Here is a 24,109-nt window from a genome sequence, read left to right as displayed (position 1 = left end):
CCATGTAAACCAGGTCGGCCCCGGCCGCGAGGGCACCTGCCACACCCCAGCCGTCGCTGATGCCCCCGCCCACCACCACCACGCCGTCAAAAAATTCGCGCACGGCGCTGACAAATGCAAAGGGTGACAAAAAGCCCGTGTGCCCCCCCGCACCCGCCGTGATGCAAGCCAGCCCATCGGCGCCAGCCGCCACCGCCTTGCGCGCCAGTGTCAGGTTGATCACGTCCGCCAGAACCATGCCGCCATAGCCATGCACCACTTCAATGGCGGGCTTGGGGCTGCCCAGCGCCGTGACCACCACAGGGGGCTTGTATTTGGCGATCAACGCCAGGTCTTCAGGCAAGCGGGTGTTGGACGAATGGGTGATCAGGTTGGCGCACCAGGGGCCGATGGTTTCAGGCGGCTGTTCGTTTCGCGCGCGCGCCAGGCCCTGGGTGATCTGCTGCATCCAATCTTCCAGCACCTCGATCGGCCTGGCATTGGGCGTCGGAAAGGCCCCCACAATCCCTGCACGGCAAGCGGCGAGCACCAAGTCCGGCCCGGAGACCAGAAACATGGGCGCGGCCACCACCGGCAGGCGCAATGGAAAAGGAAGACGCGCGCTCATTCGTTGGCCTTGAAGCCGGAAATTTTGACCGCCTCGGCCCAGCGCGTGTAATCGGCGGCGATGAAGGTTTTGATCTGCTCCGGGCTCATGGCCAGCGCGCTGAAGTCCATGGTGCGCCATTTTTCCCGAACTTCGGGCACCATCATCGCTTTGTTGATTTCGGCATTGAGCTTCATGATCACGGCGTCCGGCGTGCCTGCCGGGGCGGCAATCGATGACCAGATGTAAATTTCCAAGCTGGGGAAACCTTGCTCTTTGAAGGTGGCCACCGCAGGCAACAGCGGTGAGCGGTTGGTGCTGGTGATGGCGATCACCTTGACCCGGCCGGATTCGAGGTGCGGCTTGACGGCCAACAGTGGCAAAAAGGCCGCCTGCACTTCGCCACTGATCAGGTTTTGCACGGCAGGAGGCGTGCCATTGAAAGGCACATGCAGCATGTCGATGCCCGCGCGTTGGTTCAGGATGACGCCAGCAAAGTGCGACGAGTTGCCCGCCGTGAAGGAGGCGTAAGCCACCTTGGACTGGGTTTTGGCCCACGCCACGAACTCTTTGAGGTTGTTGGCAGGCACGCTGCTGTGCACAGCCATCACCATGGATGCACCCACAAAACCCGTCACCTGCCGAAAACTGCGCTCGGGGTCGTAGGGCAAGCGGCTGAAGGTGTGGGGGTTGATGGTCAACATGCTGGTGTTGGGCATCAGCAAGGTGTAGCCATCGGGCGCCGCATTCATGACCGCCTGGGCCGCAATGAAGCCAGAGCCCCCGGGTCGGTTGTCCACGATCATCGCTTGACCGGTGCTTTTCTTGAACTCCTCGGCCACCTGGCGCAAAGCGGCATCGAGCGTGTTGCCGGCGGCAAAAGGCACCACCACCCGAACCGGACGCTCCGGAAAAGACTGGGCGAAGGCCCGGGAAGCAGGCAGCAAGGCACTGGCAGCGGCGGTTGTGGCGAGCTTGAGGAAATGGCGTTTTTGCATGGTGTGTCTCCGTTTTTGGATGAAATGACTATTTGCTGCGGGGCAGCATCCGACTCAACACGGCCGCAACGGCCCGAGGCTGCTCCAGCGGCAGCATGTGACCTGCATCGTCGACCCAGTGCAAGGTGGACGCGGAAATGGTGTCGGCCAGCGTCTGCGACCAGGCTGGCAGCGTGATGCGGTCCTGGCAACCACACAGGACATGCACAGGCACTGTCAAGGTCTCCAGAGCCGCGCGGTGGTCGCTGCGGCGGCTGATGGCTTGGGTCTGGCGGATGGCAGTGGCGGCACCCACCGTGCGCATCATGTCGCCCAGCCTGTCTTGCAATGCGGCATTCGGCTGGGCCAGGCCTCGCAGCGCCACTGCTTGCAGCGTGGTTTCAAAATCGGCCTGGAAGGCGGCGATGGCTTTTTCACGACCTGCGGCACTCTGGGCCGAATCAGGCAGGCACGAGGTCGACATGAGCAGCGCCGAATGCCAGCGTGTGGGGCAAGTGGCCAGCAATTCGATGGCCACATAACCCCCCATGGAAAAACCCACCAGAAGGACCGGACGCCCCGGCTCCACATCGCTCACCTGGGCCAGCGCATCGCGCGCCATGTGGGCGATGCTGTCTTGCGTCAGCACATCTGCGATGCGGACTTCGGCCAAGCCCTGCATCTGTGCAGTCACATCGCGCCAGATGCGGGCATCGTTGAGCATGCCGGGGATCAAAAGCAGCACAGGCTTCATGGCGTTTTCTCCAGCAAAGACGTCTGCAACGGGGCGTGAAGCTGCTCGCGCAGCTGGCGCTTGAGCACCTTGCCCAATGGGTTGCGTGGCAGTTCAGACAAGATCACCAGCCGCTCTGGCAGCTTGAAGGCCGCCACCTGCTCCACCTCCTTGAGGTGTTGCAACAGTTCAGACAATTCCAGCGCTTGGCCGGTTTGCGTGACCACCACCGCGCACAAGCGTTCACCCAGCACCGAATCGGGCCAGCCGATGACCGCCACTTCGCGCACCTTGGGGTGTGACAGCAACAGGTTTTCCACCTCTTCGGAGGAAATGTTCATCCCGCCCCGCACCACGATGTCCTTGTGGCGGCCCGCAAAGCGGTAGAACTGGCTGCGCTCGCCGGCGATCTCGAACAAATCGCCGGTGCGGTAATAACCCTGCGCGTCAAAAGCGCGGGCCGTCAGTTCGGGCGAGCGGTAGTAACCGCTGAAAATCGTGGGGCCCAAAAACCGCAACTCGCCAACTTGGCCCGGGGCGGTGATGTCCGCTTCGGTGTCCAGGTCCACCAAACGGGTGCGGATCTTGCGGGAATTGGACAGCGACCAGTCAAAACCAGCCACGCCAATGCGCGGGAAAAAACTGGCCCGTTGACGCCGGTCAGGCACATCTTGCGGGGCGGCCGAAAGCGCGGCCCCTTCGTTGGAGCCGAAATAGTTGACCACCTCGACGCCCAGCTTTTCAGCGCATTGCTCGACCAGCCATTCGGCAACAGGGCCACCACCCGAGCCCACGCGTTTCAAGCGTGACAAGTCGATGCCCTGCAGCTTCTCGGGTTGTTTGAGCAACAAGCTCAGCACCGCAGGCGCGGCGACGGTGTAGTCCATGGCATGCCCCCGCAACTGCTCGATGAAGACATCCAGGTCAAACGGGTGATGGTGGTGCAGTTCACCGCCCACCAGCAACCAAGCGGCCAGGCTGGTGGACAGTCCAGCCATGTTGACAAAGGGAAAGGGGATGAGCAGTCGGGCTCCGGCCTGCAGTTGCCCGGCATCCACCACCGACTGACCCACGATCAGCCACTCGTTGTGGTTGCGTGGCACGCCCTTGGGTGAGGCTTCCGTGCCCGAAGTCCAGCAGATGGTCAACACATCATGGGCGCTCAGTCCGATGCGCTGCATGTGCTGGCGCATCTCGTTGGCCGACCAGGCCATTGTGCGGTCGAGTTCAGGCTGGATCGGCGAAACCCCCACTGGCCAATCGGGTGCGCTGGCTTGGCCCAAGGACCACACACGCGGCACCTCTGGATGCGCTTCGGCCAAGTTGGCCCACATGCGGGCCTGGGCAAAACCACCCACCGTCAGGTTGGTGATGGCCACCCGTGCCTGCGTGATGCGCAACACATGCAAGAGCTCATGGGCCCGGTATTGGACCGGGACGGGCGAGACCACGATACCGCTGACCGCACAGGCCAGGTAAACGGCGTGCATGTCGACGCAGTTGGGCAGTTGCATGACCAGCACATCGTCCTTGTGCAAGCCCTGCGCCTGAAGCCAAGCCGTCCAGCGGCCCACTTGGGTCAACAACGCCAACCAGCTCCAGCGTTCCGGGGCCTGACCACTGATGGCCAAGCGATTGGGCGCATCGGCCACGGCCAGCGCATCCGGTTGGCGTTCGGCGGTTTCCAGAAAGCGTTCAGCCAAGGTCAGCCCGCCCCACCAGCCCTGCTGCACATAGTGGTCTATGCGCTCTTGTGGCACCAAAATCATGGCGACCCCTTATTTCCAACGGTCCATCGTCTGCTGACTGACGAAGGTGGCATGAAAACCGTGAGGCACCCGCCGTGGCAGCAGCACCCGCGCCACAGGGCCTTGCGCCAGTCGGGCATCCTTGCAGTCAAAAATCTGGATTTCGGAGCGCTGGTCCTTGGGGTTCCAGACAAAACTCACCAAATAGCCATCGTCTTCGCTTTGTGGGTTGTCCCTTGGTGCAAAGCCTGGTTCGTTGTAGAAATACTGCGGCCCTGCGCTGAAAGCGATGTAACCCCCGGTCTCCAGGTCGTACTTGACGAGACCCGGAAAACGCGGCTCTTCGCGCCCACCCTGCGGAAACAGGACGTGGTAAGAAAACTGATTTTTTCGGCCTTGATAAAGGCTGTTGATAACTGGAAACTCGGTGTTCAAGACATCGTCGATCACGCGCTCATGGGTCTGCCCGGTCTTCAGGTTGAAGCGCCATTCGTAGAGCAGAAAATCGCGTTGACGCAAGTGAATGGTGCGCTCGAGCCGGCGGGCATCGGGGCGCCCCTGGTCGTCATGGTGCATACGGTAGGGCGTGCCCAACATCACCACCTCATCGCCATCTTCCCAGGCATTGACCACATGCAGCATGTAGGTGGGCTTGGCCGTGAACCAACGGATTTCATTCGCCTGGCCATAGCGCGGAACAACCCCAAAGCGACTGGGTTGATCTTCGAAAAAGCGCACCTTGTAGCGCCCGGCGGCCAGGGCTTCCGGATCGGGCTTGAGGGGGAAGTCGTGCAGGATGGTGTAGTGCTCGGTCACGGCCATGTCGTGCGGCAGACTGGGGCCGCCAAGGGGCACCTCTATCTTGTGGCGCAACTGGCGGTCAGGGCCGATCACACCATAGGTCATGTAGGGCGGCTTGAGGTCGTAGTCAAAAAACAGCAGTTCGCCCGTGTGTTCGTCCGGCCGGGAATGGGCGGAGATGCGTGACAGGGCCCCTTCATGGTCCGCTTGGCCCAAGGTCTCCAGCGTTTCGGGGTCCACCGCATAAGGCATACCCGAGCGGTACCACATGCTGATCAAACGGCCAGCGTGGTATTTCACATCGGTGTTGGCGGTGTTTTTCAAGGGCTCGTCTGGCCGGTCTTTGTTCCAGGGCTCTTTCAGGCCTTTCCAAAGCGAGTGACCGGCCGACTGCTCTTGCTGCAATGCGCTGGTTTGCACCCAACGGTTGCGGTAGCTGACACGGCCATTTTGAAATCGCACGGCATGCAACATGCCATCACCGTCGTAGGCGTGGTACCGCCATTCAGGTGGGTAATAGGCATTGGGGCCATTGCGGACATACAGGCCGTTGAGGTCGGTGGGCACCTGACCCATGACGGTCATGTTCTCAAAGGTGTCTTCCTGCTGAACCGGGGCATTGTTGCCACTGAGGGCCGGGATGTCATGCACGGGCAGATCGTTGATTTGCATTTTTGTCTCCATGGAAGGTCTTTTTCAAGACATGAGGGACATGTTAGGACGCACTGCGCTGGATGCCACGTCAGCATTTCGATATATTGGCATCTGTTTCGATATAACATATGCCATGAAACCCTACAACCCCACTTTCCGCGCACCCGCAAGCCTGCTGGAGCATGCGGGTGACCGCCAGTTCGCGACCACCTTGGCAAGAGGCATGGAGCTTCTGCGCTGTTTCACACCTGAAGAACCGGTTCTGGGTAACCGGGAACTGGCACGCCGAATGCAGCTACCGGCAGCCACCATCTCGCGCCTGACCTACACCCTGGTGACCATGGGTTACCTGGCGCAAGATGAGCATCAAGGCAAATACCGCCTGGGCTCGGCGGTGATCTCATTGGCGCACCCGATGCTGGAGTTGTTCAACATCCGCCGACGTGCTCGCCCCTTGATGCTGGAGGTCGCGCACAAAACTGGCGGCTCGGTGTCCATCGGCATCCGAGATCGCTTCAACATCGTCTACATCGAGGCCATTCGCTCTGACAACAAGCGCATCTACCCACTGGATGTCGGGACCTCGCACTCCATGGTGGGCACCGCCATTGGCAGAGCTTTTCTCATGTCGTGCACGCTGGCCGAACGAGAGGCCCTGCTGAACCAGCTTCGGCTGAAGGTGCCCCAGGACTGGGAGCGTCATGAAGCCGAACTGCTGCGCAATGTGGCCGAGTACCCCCGCCATGGTTGTTGCGTGTCTGTGGGGGAGGTGTATGCCGATGTGCAGGCCGTGGCAGTGCCGCTGGGTCGTATTGACCGTGGCGAACCCGCTGCGCTGAATTGTTCTTTCCAAGGCCGCGCACTGAACCGCGAATGGCTGATCACGCAGATTGGGCCGCAGTTGCAAACCCTAGCGCGCCAATTGATGTAACGCATGCTGCCTGTGGGTCATGGCCTGCAAAACCACAGGTTCGACCAGAAACAAAAAAGCCCACATGGCGTGGGCTGTCTTGTTGATTTCGTTGAAGAAATCTTTGGAGGCGCGACCCAGAGTCGAACTGGGCTAGACGGATTTGCAATCCGTTGCATAACCGCTTTGCTATCGCGCCAAAACCAGATTGCACGGATACGAGATACTTCTCATCTCGTTGAAAGAAGGGTTTTCTTTCAAGTGTCTGGAGCGGGAAACGAGGCTCGAACTCGCGACCTCAACCTTGGCAAGGTTGCGCTCTACCAACTGAGCTATTCCCGCACATTTTAAAAATCAAATGAAAGATGTTGGCACTTCTTTCGGATATTTGGAGCGGGAAACGAGGCTCGAACTCGCGACCTCAACCTTGGCAAGGTTGCGCTCTACCAACTGAGCTATTCCCGCGTATTTCAGTGAACTTGGCATTGTATGCCTTGTGCTCTGCAATGGTCAAATTGTAGTTCAATTTCAGGCCGACTTGGAGGCCGACCTGAAAATTTTGCATCAATGTTTCACAGCCTCGGCTTTGGCCGTTGCAGGCACTGCCGTCAAAGCGGCTGCCGCCACCTCTTCGTCGCTCAAGGGCGTAGGCTTGGCTTCCAAAGCCACCTCCAGCACCTGATCGATCCATTTGACGGGCACGATTTCCAGACCGTTTTTGACATTGCCGGGAATGTCCTGCAGGTCTTTCACGTTGTCCTCGGGGATCAACACGGTCTTGATACCGCCGCGCAAAGCCGCCAGCAACTTTTCCTTCAGACCACCAATGGCCGTGACTTCGCCGCGCAGTGTGATTTCACCCGTCATGGCCACATCGGCGCGCACCGGAATGCCCGTCATGGCCGACACCATGGCCGTGGTCATGGCAGCGCCTGCACTCGGTCCATCCTTGGGCGTCGCGCCGTCAGGCACGTGGATGTGCAAGTCTTTCTTTTCAAAGACTTCGTCCTTGATGCCCAAAAGGCGCGAGCGGCTGCGCACCACGGTGCGGGCGGCCTCCACAGATTCCTTCATCACATCGCCCAGCGAACCGGTGCGGGTGATCACGCCTTTGCCGGGCATCAGGGCCGCTTCGATGGTCAGCAAATCGCCGCCCACCTCGGTCCAGGCCAATCCAACCACCTGGCCCACCTGGTTCTTTTGCTCGGCGCGGCCATAGGTGTACTTGCGCACACCCAAAAAGTCATTCAGGTTGTCCTCGTTGACCACCACCTGTGGCTTCATCTGTTTGAGCAACAAGGCCTTGACCACCTTGCGGCAGATCTTGCCCAGCTCGCGCTCCAGCGACCGCACACCGGCTTCGCGGGTGTAGTAACGCACCACATCGCGCACAGCCTCTTCGGTCACCCGCAGCTCAGAGTCTTTCACGCCGTTGTTGGTCATTTGCTTGGGCAGCAAATACTTCATGGCGATGCTGGTTTTTTCGTCTTCGGTGTAACCCGACAAACGGATCACTTCCATCCGGTCGAGCAGGGCCGAAGGGATGTTCATCGAATTGGAGGTGGCCACAAACATCACATCGCTCAGGTCAAAGTCGACCTCGACGTAATGGTCACCAAAGGTGTGGTTTTGCTCGGGATCCAACACCTCCAGCAAAGCGCTCGATGGGTCCCCACGGAAGTCCGTGCCCAGCTTGTCAATCTCGTCCAACAAGAACAGCGGGTTCTTGGTGCCGACCTTGTTCAGGTTTTGCAGGACCTTGCCGGGCAGAGCACCGATGTAGGTGCGGCGGTGCCCTCGGATCTCGGCTTCATCGCGCATGCCACCCAGCGCCATGCGCACGTATTTGCGGCCAGTGGCCTTGGCGATCGACTGGCCCAGCGAAGTCTTGCCCACGCCGGGTGGCCCCACCAGGCACAAGATGGGGGCCTTGACCTTGTCCACGCGCTGCTGCACCGCGAGGTATTCCAGGATGCGGTCTTTCACTTTGTCCAAACCAAAGTGGTCCTGGTTCAACACGTCTTCGGCGTTGGCCAGGTCGTGCTTGAGCTTGGTCTTTTTGCCCCAGGGCAGACCGATCAGCACGTCCAGGTAATTGCGCACCACTGAAGCCTCGGCCGACATGGGCGACATGAGCTTGAGTTTTTTGAGCTCGCCCTCGGCTTTTTTACGGGCCTCGGCCGACATTTTGGCGGCCTTGATCTTCTTTTCGATTTCCTCGATGTCGGCGCCCTCTTCGCCATCGCCCAGCTCTTTCTGGATGGCTTTGACCTGCTCGTTCAGGTAGAAGTCGCGCTGGTTCTTTTCCATTTGGCGCTTGACGCGGCCACGGATGCGCTTGTCCACATTCAGGATATCGACCTCGTGCTCCAACTGGGCATACAGGTTTTCCAGACGCGACTTGATGTTGGCCAAGTCCAGCACCTGCTGCTTGTTTTCAAGCTTGAGCGGCAGGTGGGCTGCGATCGTGTCGGCCAGGCGACCGGGGTCGTCGATGCTGGAGATGGAAGTCAGGATTTCGGGCGGAATTTTTTTGTTGAGTTTGACGTATTGGTCAAACTGCTGCATCACGGCGCGGCGCAAGGCCTCGATCTCGCTGCTGTCATCGGACTGCTCGGAAACCGGATCCACCGGGGTGACGGCAGCCACAAAATGGGCTTCGCCGTCCACAATCGATTTGACCAAGGCGCGTTGCTGGCCTTCAACCAGAACCTTCACCGTGCCATCGGGCAGTTTCAGCATCTGCAAAATGGTGGAGACGCAACCCACGTCGAACATGTCTTCAACGCCCGGCTCGTCCTTCGCAGCCGTCTTTTGGGCCACCAACATGATGCGGCGCTCGGCGGCCATGGCCGACTCCAGCGCCTTGATGCTTTTGGGGCGGCCCACAAACAGCGGAATCACCATGTGGGGAAACACCACCACGTCGCGCAGCGGCAGCATGGGCAGTTCAATCAAGGTGGGCGGCAAAGGTATATGTCCAGACATGGTGTGTCCCTCGGGTCAATTCAACTGCACATGGATGCTGCGCCTGCGATTTCAACCCAGTTGTGCAAAAGGTTATCCATGGCGGTGCGGCATTTGTGGATCAGGCCTGTTTGGCCGACTCGCGGTAAACCAGCAGCGGCGGCTTGTTGTCGTCGATGACGGACTCGTCCACCACCACTTTTTCGACGTTCGCCTGGTTGGGCAATTCGAACATGGTGTCAATCAGGGCCTGCTCCATGATGGAGCGCAGACCCCGGGCACCGGTCTTGCGGGCCAGCGCCTTGCGGGCCATGGCCGTCAGGGCATTCGGGCGCACTTCCAGTTCCACGCCTTCCATGGCCAGCAGTTTGGTGAACTGTTTGACCACCGCGTTTTTCGGCTCGGTCAGAATTTGCACCAGCGCCTCTTCGCTGAGTTCAGCCAGGGTGGCGACCACCGGCAAACGACCCACAAGTTCCGGGATCAAACCGAACTTGATCAGGTCTTCGGGCTCGACTTCGTTGAACACGTCCGTCAGCGAGCGCTGCTTCTTGCTCTTGACCGTCGCACCAAAGCCGATGCCGCCCGATTCGGTGCGGTTTTCGATGACTTTTTCCAGGCCGGCGAACGCGCCGCCACAAATGAACAGGATGTTGGTCGTGTCGATCTGCAAAAAGTCTTGGTTAGGGTGCTTGCGCCCGCCTTGCGGAGGCACGCTGGCCATGGTGCCTTCGACCAGCTTGAGCAGGGCCTGCTGCACGCCTTCACCCGACACGTCGCGGGTGATCGAGGGGTTGTCCGACTTGCGGGTGATTTTGTCGATCTCGTCGATGTAGACGATGCCGCGCTGGGCCCGCTCGACGTCGTAATTGCAGGTCTGCAGCAACTTGGCCACGATGTTCTCAACGTCCTCGCCCACATAACCGGCTTCGGTCAAGGTGGTGGCATCGGCCATGACAAAGGGCACATCCAGCATGCGGGCCATGGTCTGGGCCAGCAAGGTCTTTCCTGAACCCGTGGGGCCGATCAGCAAAATGTTGCTCTTGGCCAGCTCGACCTCGTCCTTCTTGGCCCCCTCTTTGTGCTTGAGGCGCTTGTAGTGGTTGTACACCGCCACCGCCAAACTGCGCTTGGCCTTTTCCTGGCCAATCACGTAGTTGTCCAGGTTGGTCTTGATGTCCAGTGGCGTGGGCAGGCCCTCTTTGGCACCCTCGCCCACGGTGGTGGTGGAGGCCAGTTCATCGCGCACGATGTCGTTGCACAAATCGATGCACTCGTCGCAAATGAAAACCGATGGACCTGCGATCAGCTTTTTGACCTCGTGCTGGCTCTTGCCGCAAAAGGAGCAGAACAGGTTTTTCTCAGTGCTTGAGCCTTTTTTATCGGCCATAAATGTCGCCTCGGTATCCAGAATTCGTCAATGATAACGAAAGAAAAACGGCGTTGACCCTTTGGAGGTAACGCCGTCAGACAGAGCGCCGGAAAGCCCGGCCACCCTCAAGCGCGTTTGGAGATCACTTCGTCGATCAAGCCGTAGTCTTTGGACTCGGTGGCCGACAGGTAATAGTCGCGCTCGGTGTCGAACTCGATCTTCTCCAAAGGCTGTCCGGTGTTTTCGGACAAGATGCGGTTCAACTGGGCCCGGGTCTTGACGATCTCGCGGGCGGCGATTTCGATTTCGGTGGCCTGACCACGTGCACCACCGAGCGGCTGGTGGATCATGACCTTGGAGTTGGGCAGCGAAAAACGCTTGCCCTTGGCACCCGAAGACAAGAGGAACGCGCCCATGCTGGCGGCCATGCCGTTGCACAGTGTGGACACATCGGGCTTGATGAAGTTCATGGTGTCGTAAATCGCCATGCCTGCACTGACCGAGCCGCCAGGCGAGTTGATGTACAGCGAGATGTCCTTTTCGGGGTTTTCGCTCTCCAGAAACAGCAACTGGGCCACGATCAGGTTGGCCATGTGGTCATTGACCTCGCCCACCAAAAAGATCACGCGCTCCTTGAGCAAACGCGAATAGATGTCATAGGCGCGTTCGCCACGGCCCGATTGCTCGATGACCATGGGGACCATGCCCAAGCTTGTGATGTCCAGTGCGCTCATCATTTCTCCAAAAGTATGTGGGGGACTTTAACCCGAGTGATCAAGCCCACCAATGAGATGGGGCTTGTCAGCCGAACTGCAAGCACGGCACAAGCCCCATTTTCAAGGGAATCAAAAAACCGATCAGGCCTGTTGACCCATCAGCTCTTCAAAGGAAATGGCTTTCTCCACCACTTTGGCCTGGGCCAAAACGAAATCGGACACATTGCTCTCGATCACCACGGCTTCGACTTCGGCCATGCGCTGGTTGTCGCTGTTGTACCAACGCACCACGTCATCGGGACGCTCGTAGCTGGCGGCCAGCTCCTGGATGTGGGCCTGGATCTGCTCGGCCTTGGCGTGCAAGGTGTTGCCACGCACAACTTCGGCGACCACCAGACCCAAGCGCACGCGCTGCTCGGCTTGGGGGCGGAAGATGTCGTCAGGGATCGGGGCCTTGTCGGCGTCCTTGATGCCGCGTTGCTTCAGGTCGGCACGGGCACCCTCTTTGAGGCGCTCGATTTCGTTTTGCACGATCGACTGGGGCAAGTCCAGCTCGGCCTTGGCGACCAAGGCGTCCATGGCGGCTTGCTTGTTGCGGGCCAGCAGGCGGAATTTCACTTCGCGCTCGAGGTTTTTGCGGATGTCGGCGCGCAGGCCTTCCACGGTAGCGTCGGCAATGCCCAAGGACTTGGCCAGGGCTTCGTTGACTTCGGGCAGGTTGGCGGCTTCGATTTTCTTGACGGTGACCATGAAGTCAGCGGTTTTGCCCGCAACATCTTGACCGTGGTAATCGGCGGGGAAAGCCAAGGGGAAGGTCTTGCTTTCGCCCGACTTCATGCCGCGCACGGCGTCTTCAAATTCCTTGAGCATCTGGCCGTCGCCCAGGATGAACTGGAAGTCGTCGGCTTTGCCGCCGGAGAACACTTCACCGTCGATCTTGCCTTCGAAGTCGATGGTGGCGCGGTCGCCGTCTTGCGCAGCGGCGTCTTGGGCGCGCTGGGCAAAGGTGCGGCGCTGCTTGCGCAGGATGTCCACGGTCTTGTCGATGGCCGCGTCCGAGACTTCGGCGGTCAATTTTTCGACTTCGGTGTCGGCCAGGTTGCCCAGCTTGACTTCGGGGTACACCTCGAAGATGGCTTCGAAGTTCAGCTCGCCCTCAGGCGCGCCTTCTTTTTCGGAAATGCGGGGCTGACCGGCCACGCGCACTTGGGCTTCGTTGGCGGCCACGGCAAAGGCCTCGCCCACCTTGTCGTTCAGAACTTCGTACTGAACCGAGTAACCATAGCGCTGGGCGACCACATTCATGGGCACTTTGCCAGGACGGAAACCGTCCATCTTGACCGTGCGGGCCATTTTCTTCAGGCGTGCGTCCACTTCGGACTGGATGGCCGTCACGGGCACAGTCAGGGTGATCTTGCGTTCCAGCTTTTCAAGGGTTTCAACAGTCACAGTCATCGTCGTTCTCGGTTAATTGAATGTCTCTCAGGCCGCCGGGTTGCCCCCTTGGCCACAAGTCGGTTGGTGCGCGGGGCGGGACTCGAACCCGCACAGTGTTGCCACCGTCAGGACCTAAACCTGGTGCGTCTACCAATTTCGCCACCCGCGCAGGTCCAAACAAAAAGGGCGACAGGCCCGCCGAACGGCCCGAAAGCCCCCTGACGCACCTGACCGCCCGGTTGAAATCGGTCAACTTTCTATTTTAGCCGGTTCAATTGGGCAATTTCAGGCACGGGCTTGATTTGGGCGCTCAATTCGGAACCAGGCCGCGTACATGGCCGGCAGCGCCAGCAGCGTCAAGGCCGTAGCCACAATCAGGCCGCCCATGATGGCCACCGCCATTGGCCCCCAGAAAATGCTGCGCGACAACGGAATCATGGCCAGCACCGCCGCTGCAGCCGTGAGCACGATGGGGCGCAAACGCCGCACCGCCGACTCGACAATCGCCTGCCACGGGGCCATGCCTGCAGCCCGGTCTTGCTCAATCTGGTCGATCAAGATGACCGAGTTGCGCTGAATCATGCCCATCAGCGCAATCACGCCCAGCAGCGCCACAAAGCCAAAGGGCCGGTCCAGCACGAGCAAGGCCCCCGCCACACCCGCCATGCCCAGGGGCCCGGTCAAAAACACCAGCATGGCGCGGCTGAAGCTTTGCAGCTGCAGCATGAGCAGCGTGAAGGTGATGAACAGCATGACCGGCACACCCGCTGCGATGGACGCCGAGCCCTTGGCGCTTTCTTCCACCGCGCCCGCCACCTCGATGCGGTAGCCGTTCAGGCCCTGGCCTTGCCAGGTGGCCTCGGTCTTTTTCAGGTCTGGCAGCAATTGCGCCGTCACGGTGGCCCCTTGCAGGCCCTCGGCAATGTCAGCCTGCACGGTGATGGCGAACTGCCGCCCCTCGCGCCACATCACACCCGGCTCCCAGGCCAAGACCGGCGTGGCAATTTGCAGCAAGGGAATGAAGCGCCCGGAAGCCGTGGGCACATACGCCTGGCCCAGGTCCGACAAGGCATCGCGCTCGGCCAAGGGCTGGCGCAGCACGATCTCGATCAGCTTGTCGCCTTCGCGGTACTGCCCCACCGCGCTGCCCGAGAGCAAGGTGCGCGAAGCCTGCGCGATGGACTGGCTGCTCACACCCAGTGCCCGGGCTTTGGCCTGGTCCACCTCCAGACGCACCGACTTGACCGACTCGTTCCAGTTGTCGTTCACGCCACGCGTGTTGGGGTTCAGGCGCATCTGGGCCTTGATCTCGTCGGCCTTCAGGCGCAAAACCTGGGGATCCGGCCCCACCACACGGAACTGCACCGGGTAGGGCACAGGCGGGCCATTGGGCAGCAATTTCACACGCCCGCGCACCTCAGGGAACTCCTGGGCCAGCAAGGCGGGCAATTTGGCACGCAGCACTTCGCGGGTTTTCAAGTCGGTCGGCTGCACGATCAGCTGCGACACGTTGGTCTGCGGAAAGACCTGGTCCAGCGGCAGGTAAAAACGCGGCACGCCCGAGCCTACCCAGGCCGTCACCGATTTGACGCCCTCTTCCTGGGCCAGACGCTGCTCCACGCGGCGCGTGATGTCCTCACTGGCCTGAACGGGCGAGCCCTCGGGCAGCCACAAATCGACCATGATCTCGGGACGGCTGGAGTCCGGGAAGAACTGCTGCTGCACCTTGCCCATGCCCACGATGCCCAGCGCAAACAACGCGATGGTGATGCCAATCGTCTTCCAGCGGTGCGTCACGCACCAAGTGACCCAGGCGCGAAAGTGCCGGTAAAAGGGCGTGTCAAACATCTCGGCCGAATCCAGGTGCTGCGCTGACACGGCGTGTGCGGGTGGCTTGAGCAGCCAGGCCCCCAGATAAGGCACAAAGTAAACCGAAGCCACCCAACTGACCAAAAGCGCCACCACCGTGACCGCAAAAATCGCAAAGGTGTACTCGCCCGTCATCGACTTGGCCATGCCAATCGGCAAGAAACCCGCCGCCGTGATCAAGGTGCCCGTCAACATGGGCATCGCCGTGAGTTCGTAGGCAAAGGTGGCCGAGCGCACCTTGTCGTAGCCCTCTTCCATTTTGCGCACCATCATCTCCACCGCAATGATGGCGTCGTCCACCAGCAAGCCCAAAGCAATGATGAGCGAGCCCAGTGAAATCTTGTGCAGGCCGATGCCAAAGTAGTACATGGCCAAAAAGGTCACCGCCAGCACCAGCGGAATCGTGATGCCCACCACCAGACCGGGGCGGATGTCCAGCGTCCAGCGCCGCCACAGCGGGTGGTGGCCCGGCCGCTTGTGCAAGCCCAGCGCCAGAAAGCTCACCGCCAACACAATCACCACCGCCTCAATCAGCACCTTGATGAACTCGTTGACCGAACTGGACACCGCTTTAGGCTGGTCCTGCACCTGGGTCAGGCTCATGCCCGCAGGCAAGCTGGCCTGCGTCGCCGCGATCGCCACCCGCAAGGACTTGCCCAAGGCAATGATGTCACCGCCTTTGGCCATGGACACGCCCAGCGCGATGACTTCCTGGCCATCGTGGCGCACCTTCACGCTGGCCGGGTCGGCATAGCCGCGGCTCACCGTGGCGATGTCGGACAGGCGAATTTGCGCGCCCGAAGCGCCGCGAATCGGCAAGGCCCTCAAATCCTCCAGGCTCTGAAACTGTCCGCCCACACGCACCTGAACCACATCGGCAGGTGACTGGATGCTGCCAGCCGACTCCACCGCGTTTTGCTGGTTCAGCTGGGCCAAGACTGTGGCCATGTCCAGGCCCATTTGAGAGAGCCGCTTTTGCGAAACCTCCACAAAGACCTTCTCGTCTTGCACGCCAAACAATTCGACCTTGGCCACATCGGGCACACGCAGCAGCTGCTGGCGCAAGGTGTCGGCCTGGGCTTTGACCTCGGCGGGAGTGAAGCCTTGCCCACCCAGCGCGTAAATCACGCCGTAGACATCACCAAACTCGTCGTTGAAAAACGGTCCGATCACGCCCGGCGGCAAGCTGCCGCGCATGTCACCGATTTTTTTGCGCACGGTGTACCAAATTTGAGGCACATCCCCCGGCTTGGAGTTGTCCTTGATCTGGAAAATGATCTGCGCCTCGCCCGGCTTGGAATAGCTGCGGATCTTGTCGGCGAACGGCACCTCTTGCAGCGTGCGCTCGATCTTGTCGGTCACCTGCTCGGCCACTTGCTCTGCGGTGGCACCAGGCCAGTAGGCCCGTACCACCATGGCACGGAAGGTGAAGGGCGGGTCTTCGTCTTGCCCCAGCTGGAAATAAGACGCCATGCCCAGCACCATCAGCACCACCATCAGGTAGCGCGTCAGGGCCGGGTGCTCCAGCGCCCAGCGCGAGAGGTTGAATCGGGTGTTGTCGGTGCTGCGCATGCGATCACCGTGGGGCAGAAGCCGAAGCAGGAGGCACGGGCCCTCGTGCTGATGATGGTGCGGATGCCGATGCTGGCGCAGCACCGTACACCGTCACCTTTTGACCGGGCGACAACACATGCACCCCGGCGCTCACCACTTTTTGTCCGGGCTGGAGGCCAGAGGTGACCACCACCTCGTTGCCATCCACCGGGCCCAACTGCACCGCTTGGCTGTTGACCGTCATGGTGGCTTCGTCCAGCACCCAAACCGCAGTGCCCTGCCCCTCCTGGCGCAAAGCGCTGGTGGGCAGTTTGATGGCCGAGGCCACAGCACCGGACACCCCGGGTGCGCGCACATTCAAAGTGGCCCCCAAAGGCAAGGCCCCGCCCATACCCGGCGCCAGCGCCAGCTTGACCGCATAAGTGCGCGTGACCGGATCGGCACTGGCTCCCATCTCGCGCACCGTGCCCTGCACCATCTGTCCAGTGCTCAGCACCGTGGCCTGCATGCTCTGCCCAATCCGGATCGCCATGATGGCCGACTCGGACACGGCAAACACCGCGTCACGCGGTCCGTCGTGGGCCAATCGCACCACCGGCTGCCCCGCCGACACCACCTGCCCCACTTCGGCCTCCACAGCAGTGATCACGCCCGCGTGACTGGCCGTCAAACGGGCATAGCCCGCCTGGTTGCCCTGCGCCTGCGACTGCGCTTTGGCCTGGCTCAGGGCCGCATCGGCCGCCTTCAGGCTGGCCTCGCGCCGCTCCAACTCGGCACCGCTGATGAAGTTTTGCGCCTTCAGCGCCTCAAAGCGCTTGAATTCGGCCGCGGCCAAATCGCGCTGACTTTGCGCGGCACTCACCTGGGCCTGGGCAGCTTGCGCGGCCAACTGAAAATCCTGCGCATCCACCAGGGCCAGCAACTGGCCAGCGGCAACGCGTTGCCCCGGCTCGGCGGGCCGCTGCACCAGCTTGCCTCCGACCCGAAAGCCCAAGCGCGACTCCACCCGCGCCCGCACCTCGGCCGAGTACTCACCACCGAGGTTCAGATCACTGCCCGCCACCGTCAGCAGCTTGACCGAGCGCAGGGGCTCTTGTGGGGCCTCGGCCTTGGAACATGCCACCAAAGTAGTCACTAAAGCAGCAAGCGCGCACAAACAAAAAACCCGCCGGGCGGCGAGTGGTTTCAAAGAGGGCATGGAAAATCCAGAAAATAATAATGACTGACTGGTTAGTAATCTATTCAAACCGACCCGACCTGTCAAGCGACAATAGGGATTGACCATGATCAAGCTCCCCACATTTCAGCCAGCCCCAGCGCGTCCGGGCCTGAGTGCCGCTCAGCGGCAGCTGCTGCGCCATGTGTCGCGCTCGTTCGACCTGTCCATACGCCTGTTGCCCAAAGCCTTGCAGGCCCCGGTGGCCATCGGCTACCTGCTGGCCCGCGCCACCGACACCGTGGCCGACACCACCGCCCTGCCCCTGGCCGAGCGCCAGGTGTTGCTGGGCCGCATGTCGCAGGCCATCGCCGCCCCGAGCACCTCGGCCTCAGAAGACCCAGAACTCCAGAGCCTGACCCAGGCCTTTGCCGCGCAACAAACCGACCCGCACGAACGCGCCCTGATGCAGGCCCTGCCGCAATGTCTGCAGCTTTTGCACACCCTGCACCCCGCCGACCAGGCCAGCGTACGCCAGGTGCTGGGCCACATCACCCAAGGCCAACAGCTGGACATGACCCGCTTTGGCCCCGGCCTCCACGCTTTGCAAACCGAAGCCGAACTGGCCGAGTACACCTGGCTGGTGGCCGGTTGTGTGGGCGAGTTCTGGACCGAGTTGTGTGGCCGCCATTTGCCCGGCTACAGCCGGCTGCCGCAGGAAGAAATGATGCGCATTGGACGGCAGTACGGCATGGGCTTGCAGCGCCTGAACATCATCCGCGACGCCGGGGCCGACCTAGCTGGCGGGCGTTGTTACTGGCCTACAGAAACACTGGAGCAGGCGGGCCTGACTCCGGCCCTGCTCGCGCAAGCGGCCCAAGTCCCACATACAGACACCCAGCACGCCTTGGCCCCGCTCTACACGCAGTGGCTAGACCATACCCAAGCCCAACTGGCCGATGGCATGCGCTACGCCTTGGCGCTCAAGCCCCTGCGCCTGCGTCTGGCCAGCGCCCTGCCTGCACTCATTGGTGCGCGCACCGTGGCGCTGCTGCGCCAAGCCGGGCCTGCGGCCTTGAACCAGCGCGTCAAAATGCCGCGCCACGAAGTGCGTGCCCTGCTGTGGCGCATCGCCTTGGGACTCGGGTCTAAGGCCGCTCTGGAAAGAGAATTTCGCAAACTGTCCGGCGAGCCCCGACCGTGATCTGGCGCTTTGAATGCGAGAATCCCTGCCCATGAGCCCGCAAGACTACGTCCAGCAAAAAGCCGCCGCCTCGGGCAGCAGTTTCTATTACGCCTTTTTATTTTTGCCCCCTGATCGGCGTGCGGCCATCACCGCCTTTTATGCGTTTTGCCGCGAAGTGGACGACGTGGTCGATGAGATCAAAGACCCCGGCGTGGCCGCCACCAAACTCGCTTGGTGGCAAAAAGAAGTGATGCAAGCCTACGCAGGCCAGCCCAGCCACCCCGTCATGCACGCCCTCATGCCCTTGGCCTCCACTTTCGGCATCGAAAGCCGCCACCTCATGGCCGTGATCGAAGGCTGCCAGATGGACCTGAACCAAACCCGCTACCTGGACTTTGCGGGACTGACGAAATACTGCCACCTGGTGGCCGGCGTGGTGGGCGAAGTCGCCGCCCGCATCTTTGGCCAAACCGACGAGGCCACCACCGCCTACGCCCACAAACTGGGCCTGGCCTTTCAGATGACCAACATCATCCGCGACGTGGGCGAAGACGCCATGCGCGGGCGCATCTACCTGCCGCTGGACGAGCAGCAACGTTTTGGCGTCAAAGCCAACGAACTGATGCAGCGCGACTACTCAGACCGCTTCACCGCGCTGATGAAGTTCCAGACCGACCGCGCCCACGCGCTGTACGACGAAGCCCTGGCCCTGCTGCCTGCCGCCGACCGCCGCGCCCAAAAACCCGGCCTCATGATGGCCAGCATCTACCGCACCTTGCTGCGCGAAATAGAAGCCTCGGGTTTTCAGGTGCTGCACCAGCGCATTGCACTCACGCCGCTGCGCAAGTTGTGGCTGGCGTGGAAGATGCAGGCGCTGGGGCGGTTTTGATCACTTCATGGCACGTGCCTGAGCCTGCGCGGGCCGATCCAGACAAACTTTGAGCCAAGCCGACAGTGCCGGGTATTGGGCCAGCAACGCAGCCGCCGGGCGCACCCAGCTGGCCACGCTGGCCACACACAGATCGGCCACGGTGAAACGGTTAGCCGCCAAGTAAGCCTCGCCTTTGGCGTGCTGAGCTTGCAGGTGTTTCTCCAGCACGGCCAGCGGTACTTTCAACCGACTTTCGGCCTTATCCGCCAGCTCGGGCTTGCGCTGGTCTTCAGGCATGGCCATGCGGTGCATCAGCACCGCGAGCGCATCCGCCTCCAACTCAGAGACTGTCCAAAAGCTCCAACGCAAGGCTTCGGCTTCTTCGCGGGGCGTGGCGGGTGCAATCGTTTGGCCGTCGGCTTTGCCGTGGACACGAGCGATGTAGAGCGCGCAAGCCATGCTCTCCCACACAGTGATGGCGCCCTCGGCACGCTCGTCGATTAGGACAGGGATATGGCCATTCGGGTTGATCGCCAAAAACTCGGGCGTGCGTGTCGCACCACCTGCATAGGGTGTGGAAATGAGATCAAACGGCACGCCCAACTCCAAAGCCGTCCAGATGGGGCGAGCAGCGCGCGATGGACCAATGCCGTAAATCTTCAAAGTCATTTGGGTCTCCTCAGGGTTCGTAATCAGGCCAGCTGGCGCACAGGGCGTGCAAGTCCCGCACCTCCAAATGGGGGCGCATGTCGCCATGGGTCCAGTCGTGGCCTTCGCGGTTGAGCCAAGCCACCTGCATGCCTGCGGCCAAAGCGCCTACGCAGTCGGCGTGCGCGTCGTCGCCAATGTGCAGCACCTCATGCGGCTGCACACCCGCCGCTGCGGCGCCCGCCACAAAAATGCGCAAGTCCGGCTTGGCCACGCCCAGCGACTGGGCACTCACGCTGGCGTGAAAGTGCTGGCCAATGCCCACGCGGTGCACATCGGCGTTGCCGTTGGACAGCGCCACCACCGGCATGCGCTGGCTCCAAAACGCCAGCGCAGGCAGCGCATCGTCAAACAAATCAACCCGTTGGCGTTCGGCAAAAAACACCTCAAAAGCCGCCTCGGCCAGGTGCACGGGCTCCCCGGCTTGATGCAGCAAGGCGCGGATCGACTCCCGGCGCAAAAACGACAAATCATGCGCACGGTCGGCATGGCGGGCATTGATCTCGGCGCGAACGGCTTTTTTGAGTTCTGCGTCGGCCGACAGCGCTGCGGCGCCGGGGGCATGGGTGTTCAGCCAGGTCTGTAAAACCACCTCGGCACGGCCAATCGTGGGCCAAACGGGCCACAATGTGTCGTCCAGATCGAGGGTAATGGCTTTGATTCGGGAAATGTCAATCATGGTGGTGGGAGAATACCGCATGGCATTTCAAAAAGAACCCTCCTTCCAGCATGGTCAGGCCGCCCGCACAGCGGTGCTGTACTGCAACCTGGGCACACCCAGCGCCCCCACGGCCCCTGCACTGCGCAAATACCTGGCCGAGTTTCTGGGCGACAGCCGCGTGGTCGAGATCCCCAAACCCATCTGGTGGTTGATCCTGCACGGCATCATCTTGCGCGTGCGCCCGGCCAAATCGGCCGCCAAATACGCCAGCATCTGGACCGAGCAGGGCTCACCCCTCAAAGCCTTCACCGAACAACAAGCCCAATCGCTGGGTACTGCTTTGCAAGAGCGTGGCCACCATGTGGCCGTGCGCTACGCCATGCGTTACGGCCAGCCGTCCATCCCGGCGCAGCTCGACGCCTTGAAGGCCGAAGGCGTGCAGCGCGTGCTCATCGTGCCCGCCTACCCGCAATACAGTGGCACCACCACGGCCAGTGTGTTTGACGCTGTCTACCGCTGGGGCCTGAAAACGCGGCTCATCCCCGAGATGCGCTTTGTTAACCACTACCACGACGACCCGCGCTACATCGCCTCGCTGGCGCAGACGGTGCGTGAACACTGGGCCACCCACGGCCGGGCCGAGCAATTGGTCATGAGCTTTCACGGCGTGCCCGAGCGCACCTTGCAGCTGGGTGACCCCTACCACTGCGAATGCATGAAAACCGGCCGTTTGCTGGCCGAAGCGCTGGGCCTGACCAAAGACCAGTACAAACTCACCTTCCAGTCGCGCTTTGGCAAGGCCAAGTGGCTGGAGCCCTACACCGAGCCCACCTTGGTGGCCATGGCCGGGCAAGGCGTGAAAAAAGTCGACGTGATCTGTCCGGGCTTCACCAGCGACTGCCTGGAAACGCTGGAAGAAATCCAGCAAGAAGCACAAGAAGCGTTTTTGCACGCAGGCGGCGAAAGCTTCAGCTACATCCCCTGCTTGAACAACCACGCGCAGTGGATTGAGGCACTGGCCGACATCAGCCTGGACCACATGCAGGCCTGGAACTTGTCAGCGCCTGATGTGAAGGCGCTGGCCGCCAGCCGTGAACGCGCCTTGGCGCATGGCTCGAAAAACTAAACAGGTTTTTTTTTGGCCGCTGTCCCTGATACCCCCTCATTTGGGGGTTAGAATACGGCTCAGTCGGAGCGTAGCGCAGCCTGGTAGCGCATCTGCTTTGGGAGCAGAGGGTCGCGAGTTCGAATCCCGCCGCTCCGACCATTTTCACAATGCCCAACCAGCGCATTGACACCGTTGAATCCAACAACAAAGGCCCATCAAGGGCCTTTTGTGCTTCTTCTGCCCGTAGCTCAGTTGGATAGAGCAACAGCCTTCTAAGCTGTGGGTCACAGGTTCGATCCCTGTCGGGCAGACCAACCTTCCCTTTCCATGGCCGCGTTGACGAAGAACAGTGCATCACAAATAAAACAGCCCCATAAAGGGGCTGCTGTCGGGGGCTAAAAACCCATCAGTTGGCGTAACGCATGGCCGGTTGGGTCTGGCCCAGCAAACTGGGCAGGGACTTCCAGGCTTCAGCAATGTCCTTGATCAGGCTTTGCACCTCGTCCAACACCGTCAGGTCGTTGTAGGCGTTGACATGAAACAGGCGGCGCGTCACATAGGCGTACAACTCATTGAGGTTTTGAGCCAACTCACCGCCACGCTCGAAATCCAGAGCCCCCTGCAAACCCACCACGATGCGACCAGCGCGCGACAGCGCTTTGGACTTTTCTTCGATGGCGTTGTTCTGGATGTGGCCTTTGGCCGTAGCCAGGCTCTCGGTCAGACCGTCAAACAGCATCTGGATCAGCTGGACATTGTCCGCTGTGGCCACGCCTGTGACCACTTGAACCGAACCGTAGCTTTGAGCCGCTCTTGAATATGCACGCATGGTAGAAAACCCTTTATCAACTGCTTGTACAAAGAGTATCGGAAAGGCTCAGGAAAACTTGAGCCCCATGACGCAACTGGGGATAAAAAAGTCAAGGGGCCGCAGGTGGCACCAACACTGGCACTTCGGCCGCAGGCAGTGGCATCAAGCTGGCTGACAAAGGTTGGGCCAAGTTCACCATCACTTTGCTGTAAAGGGTGAGACCCGCTTCATCCAGGGCTGCGCGCACCGCAGCGAGCTGATCTGGGGGCAACTGGGCACTGTCCAAACCACATTTGTAGAGGGTATTGACCTGTGCCGAGGGCAACCACGACTCAACTGGACCGCGCGAGGTGGTGATCACTTTGGTGTTTTTGGGCTCACCCAACATGCCACGCTGACCGTCCTTGACACCCTCTTGAAAAATCGCGTCCACGTGCTTGTGCAAAACCATCTCGTAAAGCACCCTCATCTCATCAACCGCAGAAGGGTCCAGACCCTCAGGCACCCTTCCTGTCATGGCATCCCACAACTTCTTGGAACTCAAGCCCCCAAAAGGCCCTGGGGGCGTCACGTCTTTTGGCGAATTCAGGGATTGGGCAAAGCGACGGGTTTCTTTTTCAAGGGTGTTCACCCGATCTAACAGATACAGGATGAACACCAACAGAACCAACAGGCCCAGGGCAATCAAAGCAGACACAAAGGCTTCCATAAGGCCCATTCCCGGTCAAGGTGTCGAAGGCCTCAGGAAAGGCCTGAAGCAGCCTCATTATCTGGTGATTGGGCCAATTCGTCGCGCAAAAACTGCAATACTTGAAAAGGCTCTGTCAATTTCAATTCATAGTGACATATTTGATTGGCCAAACCCTGCATGGTCTCAATGGCTTTGAGCGCAGGAATTTCAGCGCACTGGTAGCGCCCACCCAGCGCAAAGGCTTCATGGGCGTACTCTTCGGGCAGGTAAACGTAAATCTCGTTCTCGCCCGCTTTGATTTTCTGAAAAACAGAAGGTTCCGGAAGCGGCGGCTTCTCTTTTCCATTGGCCAGAGCCAAAGCTGCCAATTCCTGCCAAGAGGCCATCTGTTCAGCGCCCGTCACAAAGGATTTGTCCAAATGCGCACGACACAAAAGACCCATGCGAACACGCATGTTTCTGGCCTCCCGAGAGTCCGACTGGGTTGAAACGATTTTCTCGAAAAGCGCTTGCGCCTTCCTCATTTCGTCGTCAGGATTTTTTGGGGAAAAAATGGAGAAGAGGGACTTCATGGATTTGATGATTTTATCATT

Annotated in this window: 20 protein-coding genes and 6 tRNA genes; 6 read left to right on the top strand and 20 right to left on the bottom strand. The window is 60.6% G+C overall.

What is annotated here, in order from left to right:
• The 5 genes from QZ190_RS04090 to QZ190_RS04070 all read right to left on the bottom strand — a co-directional run.
• Positions 1-607 (bottom strand): nitronate monooxygenase (locus QZ190_RS04090; protein WP_291913792.1); only part of this gene is annotated, 607 nt, incomplete at its 3' end.
• On the bottom strand, positions 604-1,584 hold the full coding sequence (locus QZ190_RS04085) for a tripartite tricarboxylate transporter substrate binding protein (protein WP_291913790.1): 981 nt from the start codon (positions 1,582-1,584) through the stop codon (positions 604-606). The genes QZ190_RS04085 and QZ190_RS04090, both read right to left, overlap by 4 nt.
• Before the next feature lie 28 nt (positions 1,585-1,612).
• Positions 1,613-2,317, bottom strand: a complete 705-nt coding sequence (locus QZ190_RS04080) for an alpha/beta hydrolase (protein ID WP_291913788.1) — start codon at positions 2,315-2,317, stop codon at positions 1,613-1,615.
• Positions 2,314-4,065, bottom strand: coding sequence for a class I adenylate-forming enzyme family protein (locus QZ190_RS04075; protein WP_291913786.1), 1,752 nt, complete (start codon positions 4,063-4,065; stop codon positions 2,314-2,316). Before QZ190_RS04075 ends, QZ190_RS04080 begins: the two co-directional genes overlap by 4 nt.
• Positions 4,066-4,074: 9 nt before the next feature.
• Positions 4,075-5,517 carry a carotenoid oxygenase family protein gene (locus QZ190_RS04070; protein ID WP_291913784.1) on the bottom strand — a complete coding sequence of 481 codons (1,443 nt, stop codon included), beginning with the start codon at positions 5,515-5,517 and terminating at the stop codon, positions 4,075-4,077.
• Positions 5,518-5,632: 115 nt separating this feature from the next.
• Here QZ190_RS04070 and QZ190_RS04065 point away from each other — a divergent pair, with 115 nt between their 5' ends.
• Positions 5,633-6,430, top strand: a complete 798-nt coding sequence (locus QZ190_RS04065) for an IclR family transcriptional regulator (RefSeq protein ID WP_291913782.1) — start codon at positions 5,633-5,635, stop codon at positions 6,428-6,430.
• Between the two features lie 104 nt (positions 6,431-6,534).
• Here the strand turns inward: QZ190_RS04065 and QZ190_RS04060 are convergent.
• The 10 genes from QZ190_RS04060 to QZ190_RS04015 all read right to left on the bottom strand — a co-directional run bounded on the left by QZ190_RS04060 (position 6,535) and on the right by QZ190_RS04015 (position 17,447).
• A tRNA-Cys gene (locus QZ190_RS04060) sits at positions 6,535-6,608 on the bottom strand.
• A gap of 67 nt (positions 6,609-6,675) precedes the next feature.
• A tRNA-Gly gene (locus QZ190_RS04055) sits at positions 6,676-6,751 on the bottom strand.
• A gap of 47 nt (positions 6,752-6,798) precedes the next feature.
• Positions 6,799-6,874 (bottom strand) — tRNA-Gly (locus QZ190_RS04050).
• 99 nt (positions 6,875-6,973) lie between these two features.
• The gene (gene lon / locus QZ190_RS04045) at positions 6,974-9,397 is read right to left on the bottom strand and encodes an endopeptidase La (RefSeq protein WP_291913780.1); all 2,424 of its coding nucleotides are present in this window, start codon (positions 9,395-9,397) and stop codon (positions 6,974-6,976) included.
• 100 nt (positions 9,398-9,497) lie between these two features.
• Entirely contained in the window at positions 9,498-10,766 is a 1,269-nt protein-coding gene (gene clpX / locus QZ190_RS04040) for an ATP-dependent Clp protease ATP-binding subunit ClpX (protein WP_291913777.1), read from the bottom strand.
• A 107-nt stretch (positions 10,767-10,873) separates the two neighbouring features.
• Positions 10,874-11,482, bottom strand: a complete 609-nt coding sequence (gene clpP / locus QZ190_RS04035) for an ATP-dependent Clp endopeptidase proteolytic subunit ClpP (protein ID WP_291913775.1) — start codon at positions 11,480-11,482, stop codon at positions 10,874-10,876.
• A 123-nt stretch (positions 11,483-11,605) separates the two neighbouring features.
• The gene (gene tig / locus QZ190_RS04030; RefSeq protein ID WP_108363213.1) at positions 11,606-12,919 is read right to left on the bottom strand and encodes a trigger factor; all 1,314 of its coding nucleotides are present in this window, start codon (positions 12,917-12,919) and stop codon (positions 11,606-11,608) included.
• 64 nt (positions 12,920-12,983) lie between these two features.
• Positions 12,984-13,070 (bottom strand) — tRNA-Leu (locus tag QZ190_RS04025).
• Between the two features lie 116 nt (positions 13,071-13,186).
• Entirely contained in the window at positions 13,187-16,342 is a 3,156-nt protein-coding gene (locus QZ190_RS04020; RefSeq protein WP_291913771.1) for an efflux RND transporter permease subunit, read from the bottom strand.
• Between the two features lie 4 nt (positions 16,343-16,346).
• Positions 16,347-17,447 (bottom strand): efflux RND transporter periplasmic adaptor subunit, encoded by a 1,101-nt coding sequence (locus QZ190_RS04015; RefSeq protein WP_291913768.1) that lies wholly within the window; start codon positions 17,445-17,447, stop codon positions 16,347-16,349.
• A gap of 160 nt (positions 17,448-17,607) precedes the next feature.
• On the opposite strand from QZ190_RS04015, the gene QZ190_RS04010 reads away from it, so the two are divergent.
• Both QZ190_RS04010 and hpnD read left to right on the top strand, forming a co-directional pair.
• The gene (locus QZ190_RS04010; RefSeq protein ID WP_291913766.1) at positions 17,608-18,684 is read left to right on the top strand and encodes a squalene/phytoene synthase family protein; all 1,077 of its coding nucleotides are present in this window, start codon (positions 17,608-17,610) and stop codon (positions 18,682-18,684) included.
• Between the two features lie 31 nt (positions 18,685-18,715).
• Positions 18,716-19,555 (top strand): presqualene diphosphate synthase HpnD, encoded by an 840-nt coding sequence (hpnD, locus tag QZ190_RS04005; RefSeq protein ID WP_291913764.1) that lies wholly within the window; start codon positions 18,716-18,718, stop codon positions 19,553-19,555.
• On the opposite strand, the gene QZ190_RS04000 is transcribed toward hpnD, so the two are convergent.
• On the bottom strand, positions 19,556-20,206 hold the full coding sequence (locus QZ190_RS04000) for a glutathione S-transferase family protein (RefSeq protein WP_291913762.1): 651 nt from the start codon (positions 20,204-20,206) through the stop codon (positions 19,556-19,558).
• 10 nt (positions 20,207-20,216) lie between these two features.
• Positions 20,217-20,924, bottom strand: coding sequence for an HAD-IA family hydrolase (locus QZ190_RS03995; protein WP_291913760.1), 708 nt, complete (start codon positions 20,922-20,924; stop codon positions 20,217-20,219).
• Positions 20,925-20,943: 19 nt separating this feature from the next.
• Between QZ190_RS03995 and hemH the strand changes: the two genes are divergently transcribed.
• The 3 genes from hemH (at position 20,944) to QZ190_RS03980 (ending at position 22,328) form a co-directional block, all read left to right on the top strand.
• A complete protein-coding gene (gene hemH / locus QZ190_RS03990) occupies positions 20,944-22,032 on the top strand; it encodes a ferrochelatase (protein WP_291913758.1) in 1,089 nt (362 codons plus the stop codon).
• Between the two features lie 64 nt (positions 22,033-22,096).
• Positions 22,097-22,173, top strand: a tRNA-Pro gene (locus tag QZ190_RS03985).
• Between the two features lie 78 nt (positions 22,174-22,251).
• A tRNA-Arg gene (locus tag QZ190_RS03980) sits at positions 22,252-22,328 on the top strand.
• Positions 22,329-22,420: 92 nt separating this feature from the next.
• On the opposite strand, the gene fliS is transcribed toward QZ190_RS03980, so the two are convergent.
• From fliS to QZ190_RS03965, 3 genes are all read right to left on the bottom strand, one after another.
• Complete coding sequence (gene fliS / locus QZ190_RS03975; RefSeq protein WP_291913756.1) at positions 22,421-22,843, bottom strand: flagellar export chaperone FliS; 423 nt, start codon at positions 22,841-22,843, stop codon at positions 22,421-22,423.
• 91 nt (positions 22,844-22,934) lie between these two features.
• Positions 22,935-23,294, bottom strand: coding sequence for a hypothetical protein (locus QZ190_RS03970; protein ID WP_291913754.1), 360 nt, complete (start codon positions 23,292-23,294; stop codon positions 22,935-22,937).
• 272 nt (positions 23,295-23,566) lie between these two features.
• Positions 23,567-24,088: a hypothetical protein gene (locus QZ190_RS03965; protein WP_291913752.1), complete on the bottom strand. Its 522-nt coding sequence runs from the start codon at positions 24,086-24,088 to the stop codon at positions 23,567-23,569.
• Between the last annotated feature and the right edge of the window lie 21 nt (positions 24,089-24,109).

The sequence above is a fragment of the Limnohabitans sp. genome, from assembly GCF_017848645.1.
In the GTDB taxonomy this organism is placed as follows: Bacteria; Pseudomonadota; Gammaproteobacteria; order Burkholderiales; family Burkholderiaceae_C; genus Limnohabitans_A.
Note: the sequence above shows the minus strand (reverse complement) of the source record. Positions and strands in the feature narration are given on the sequence as shown.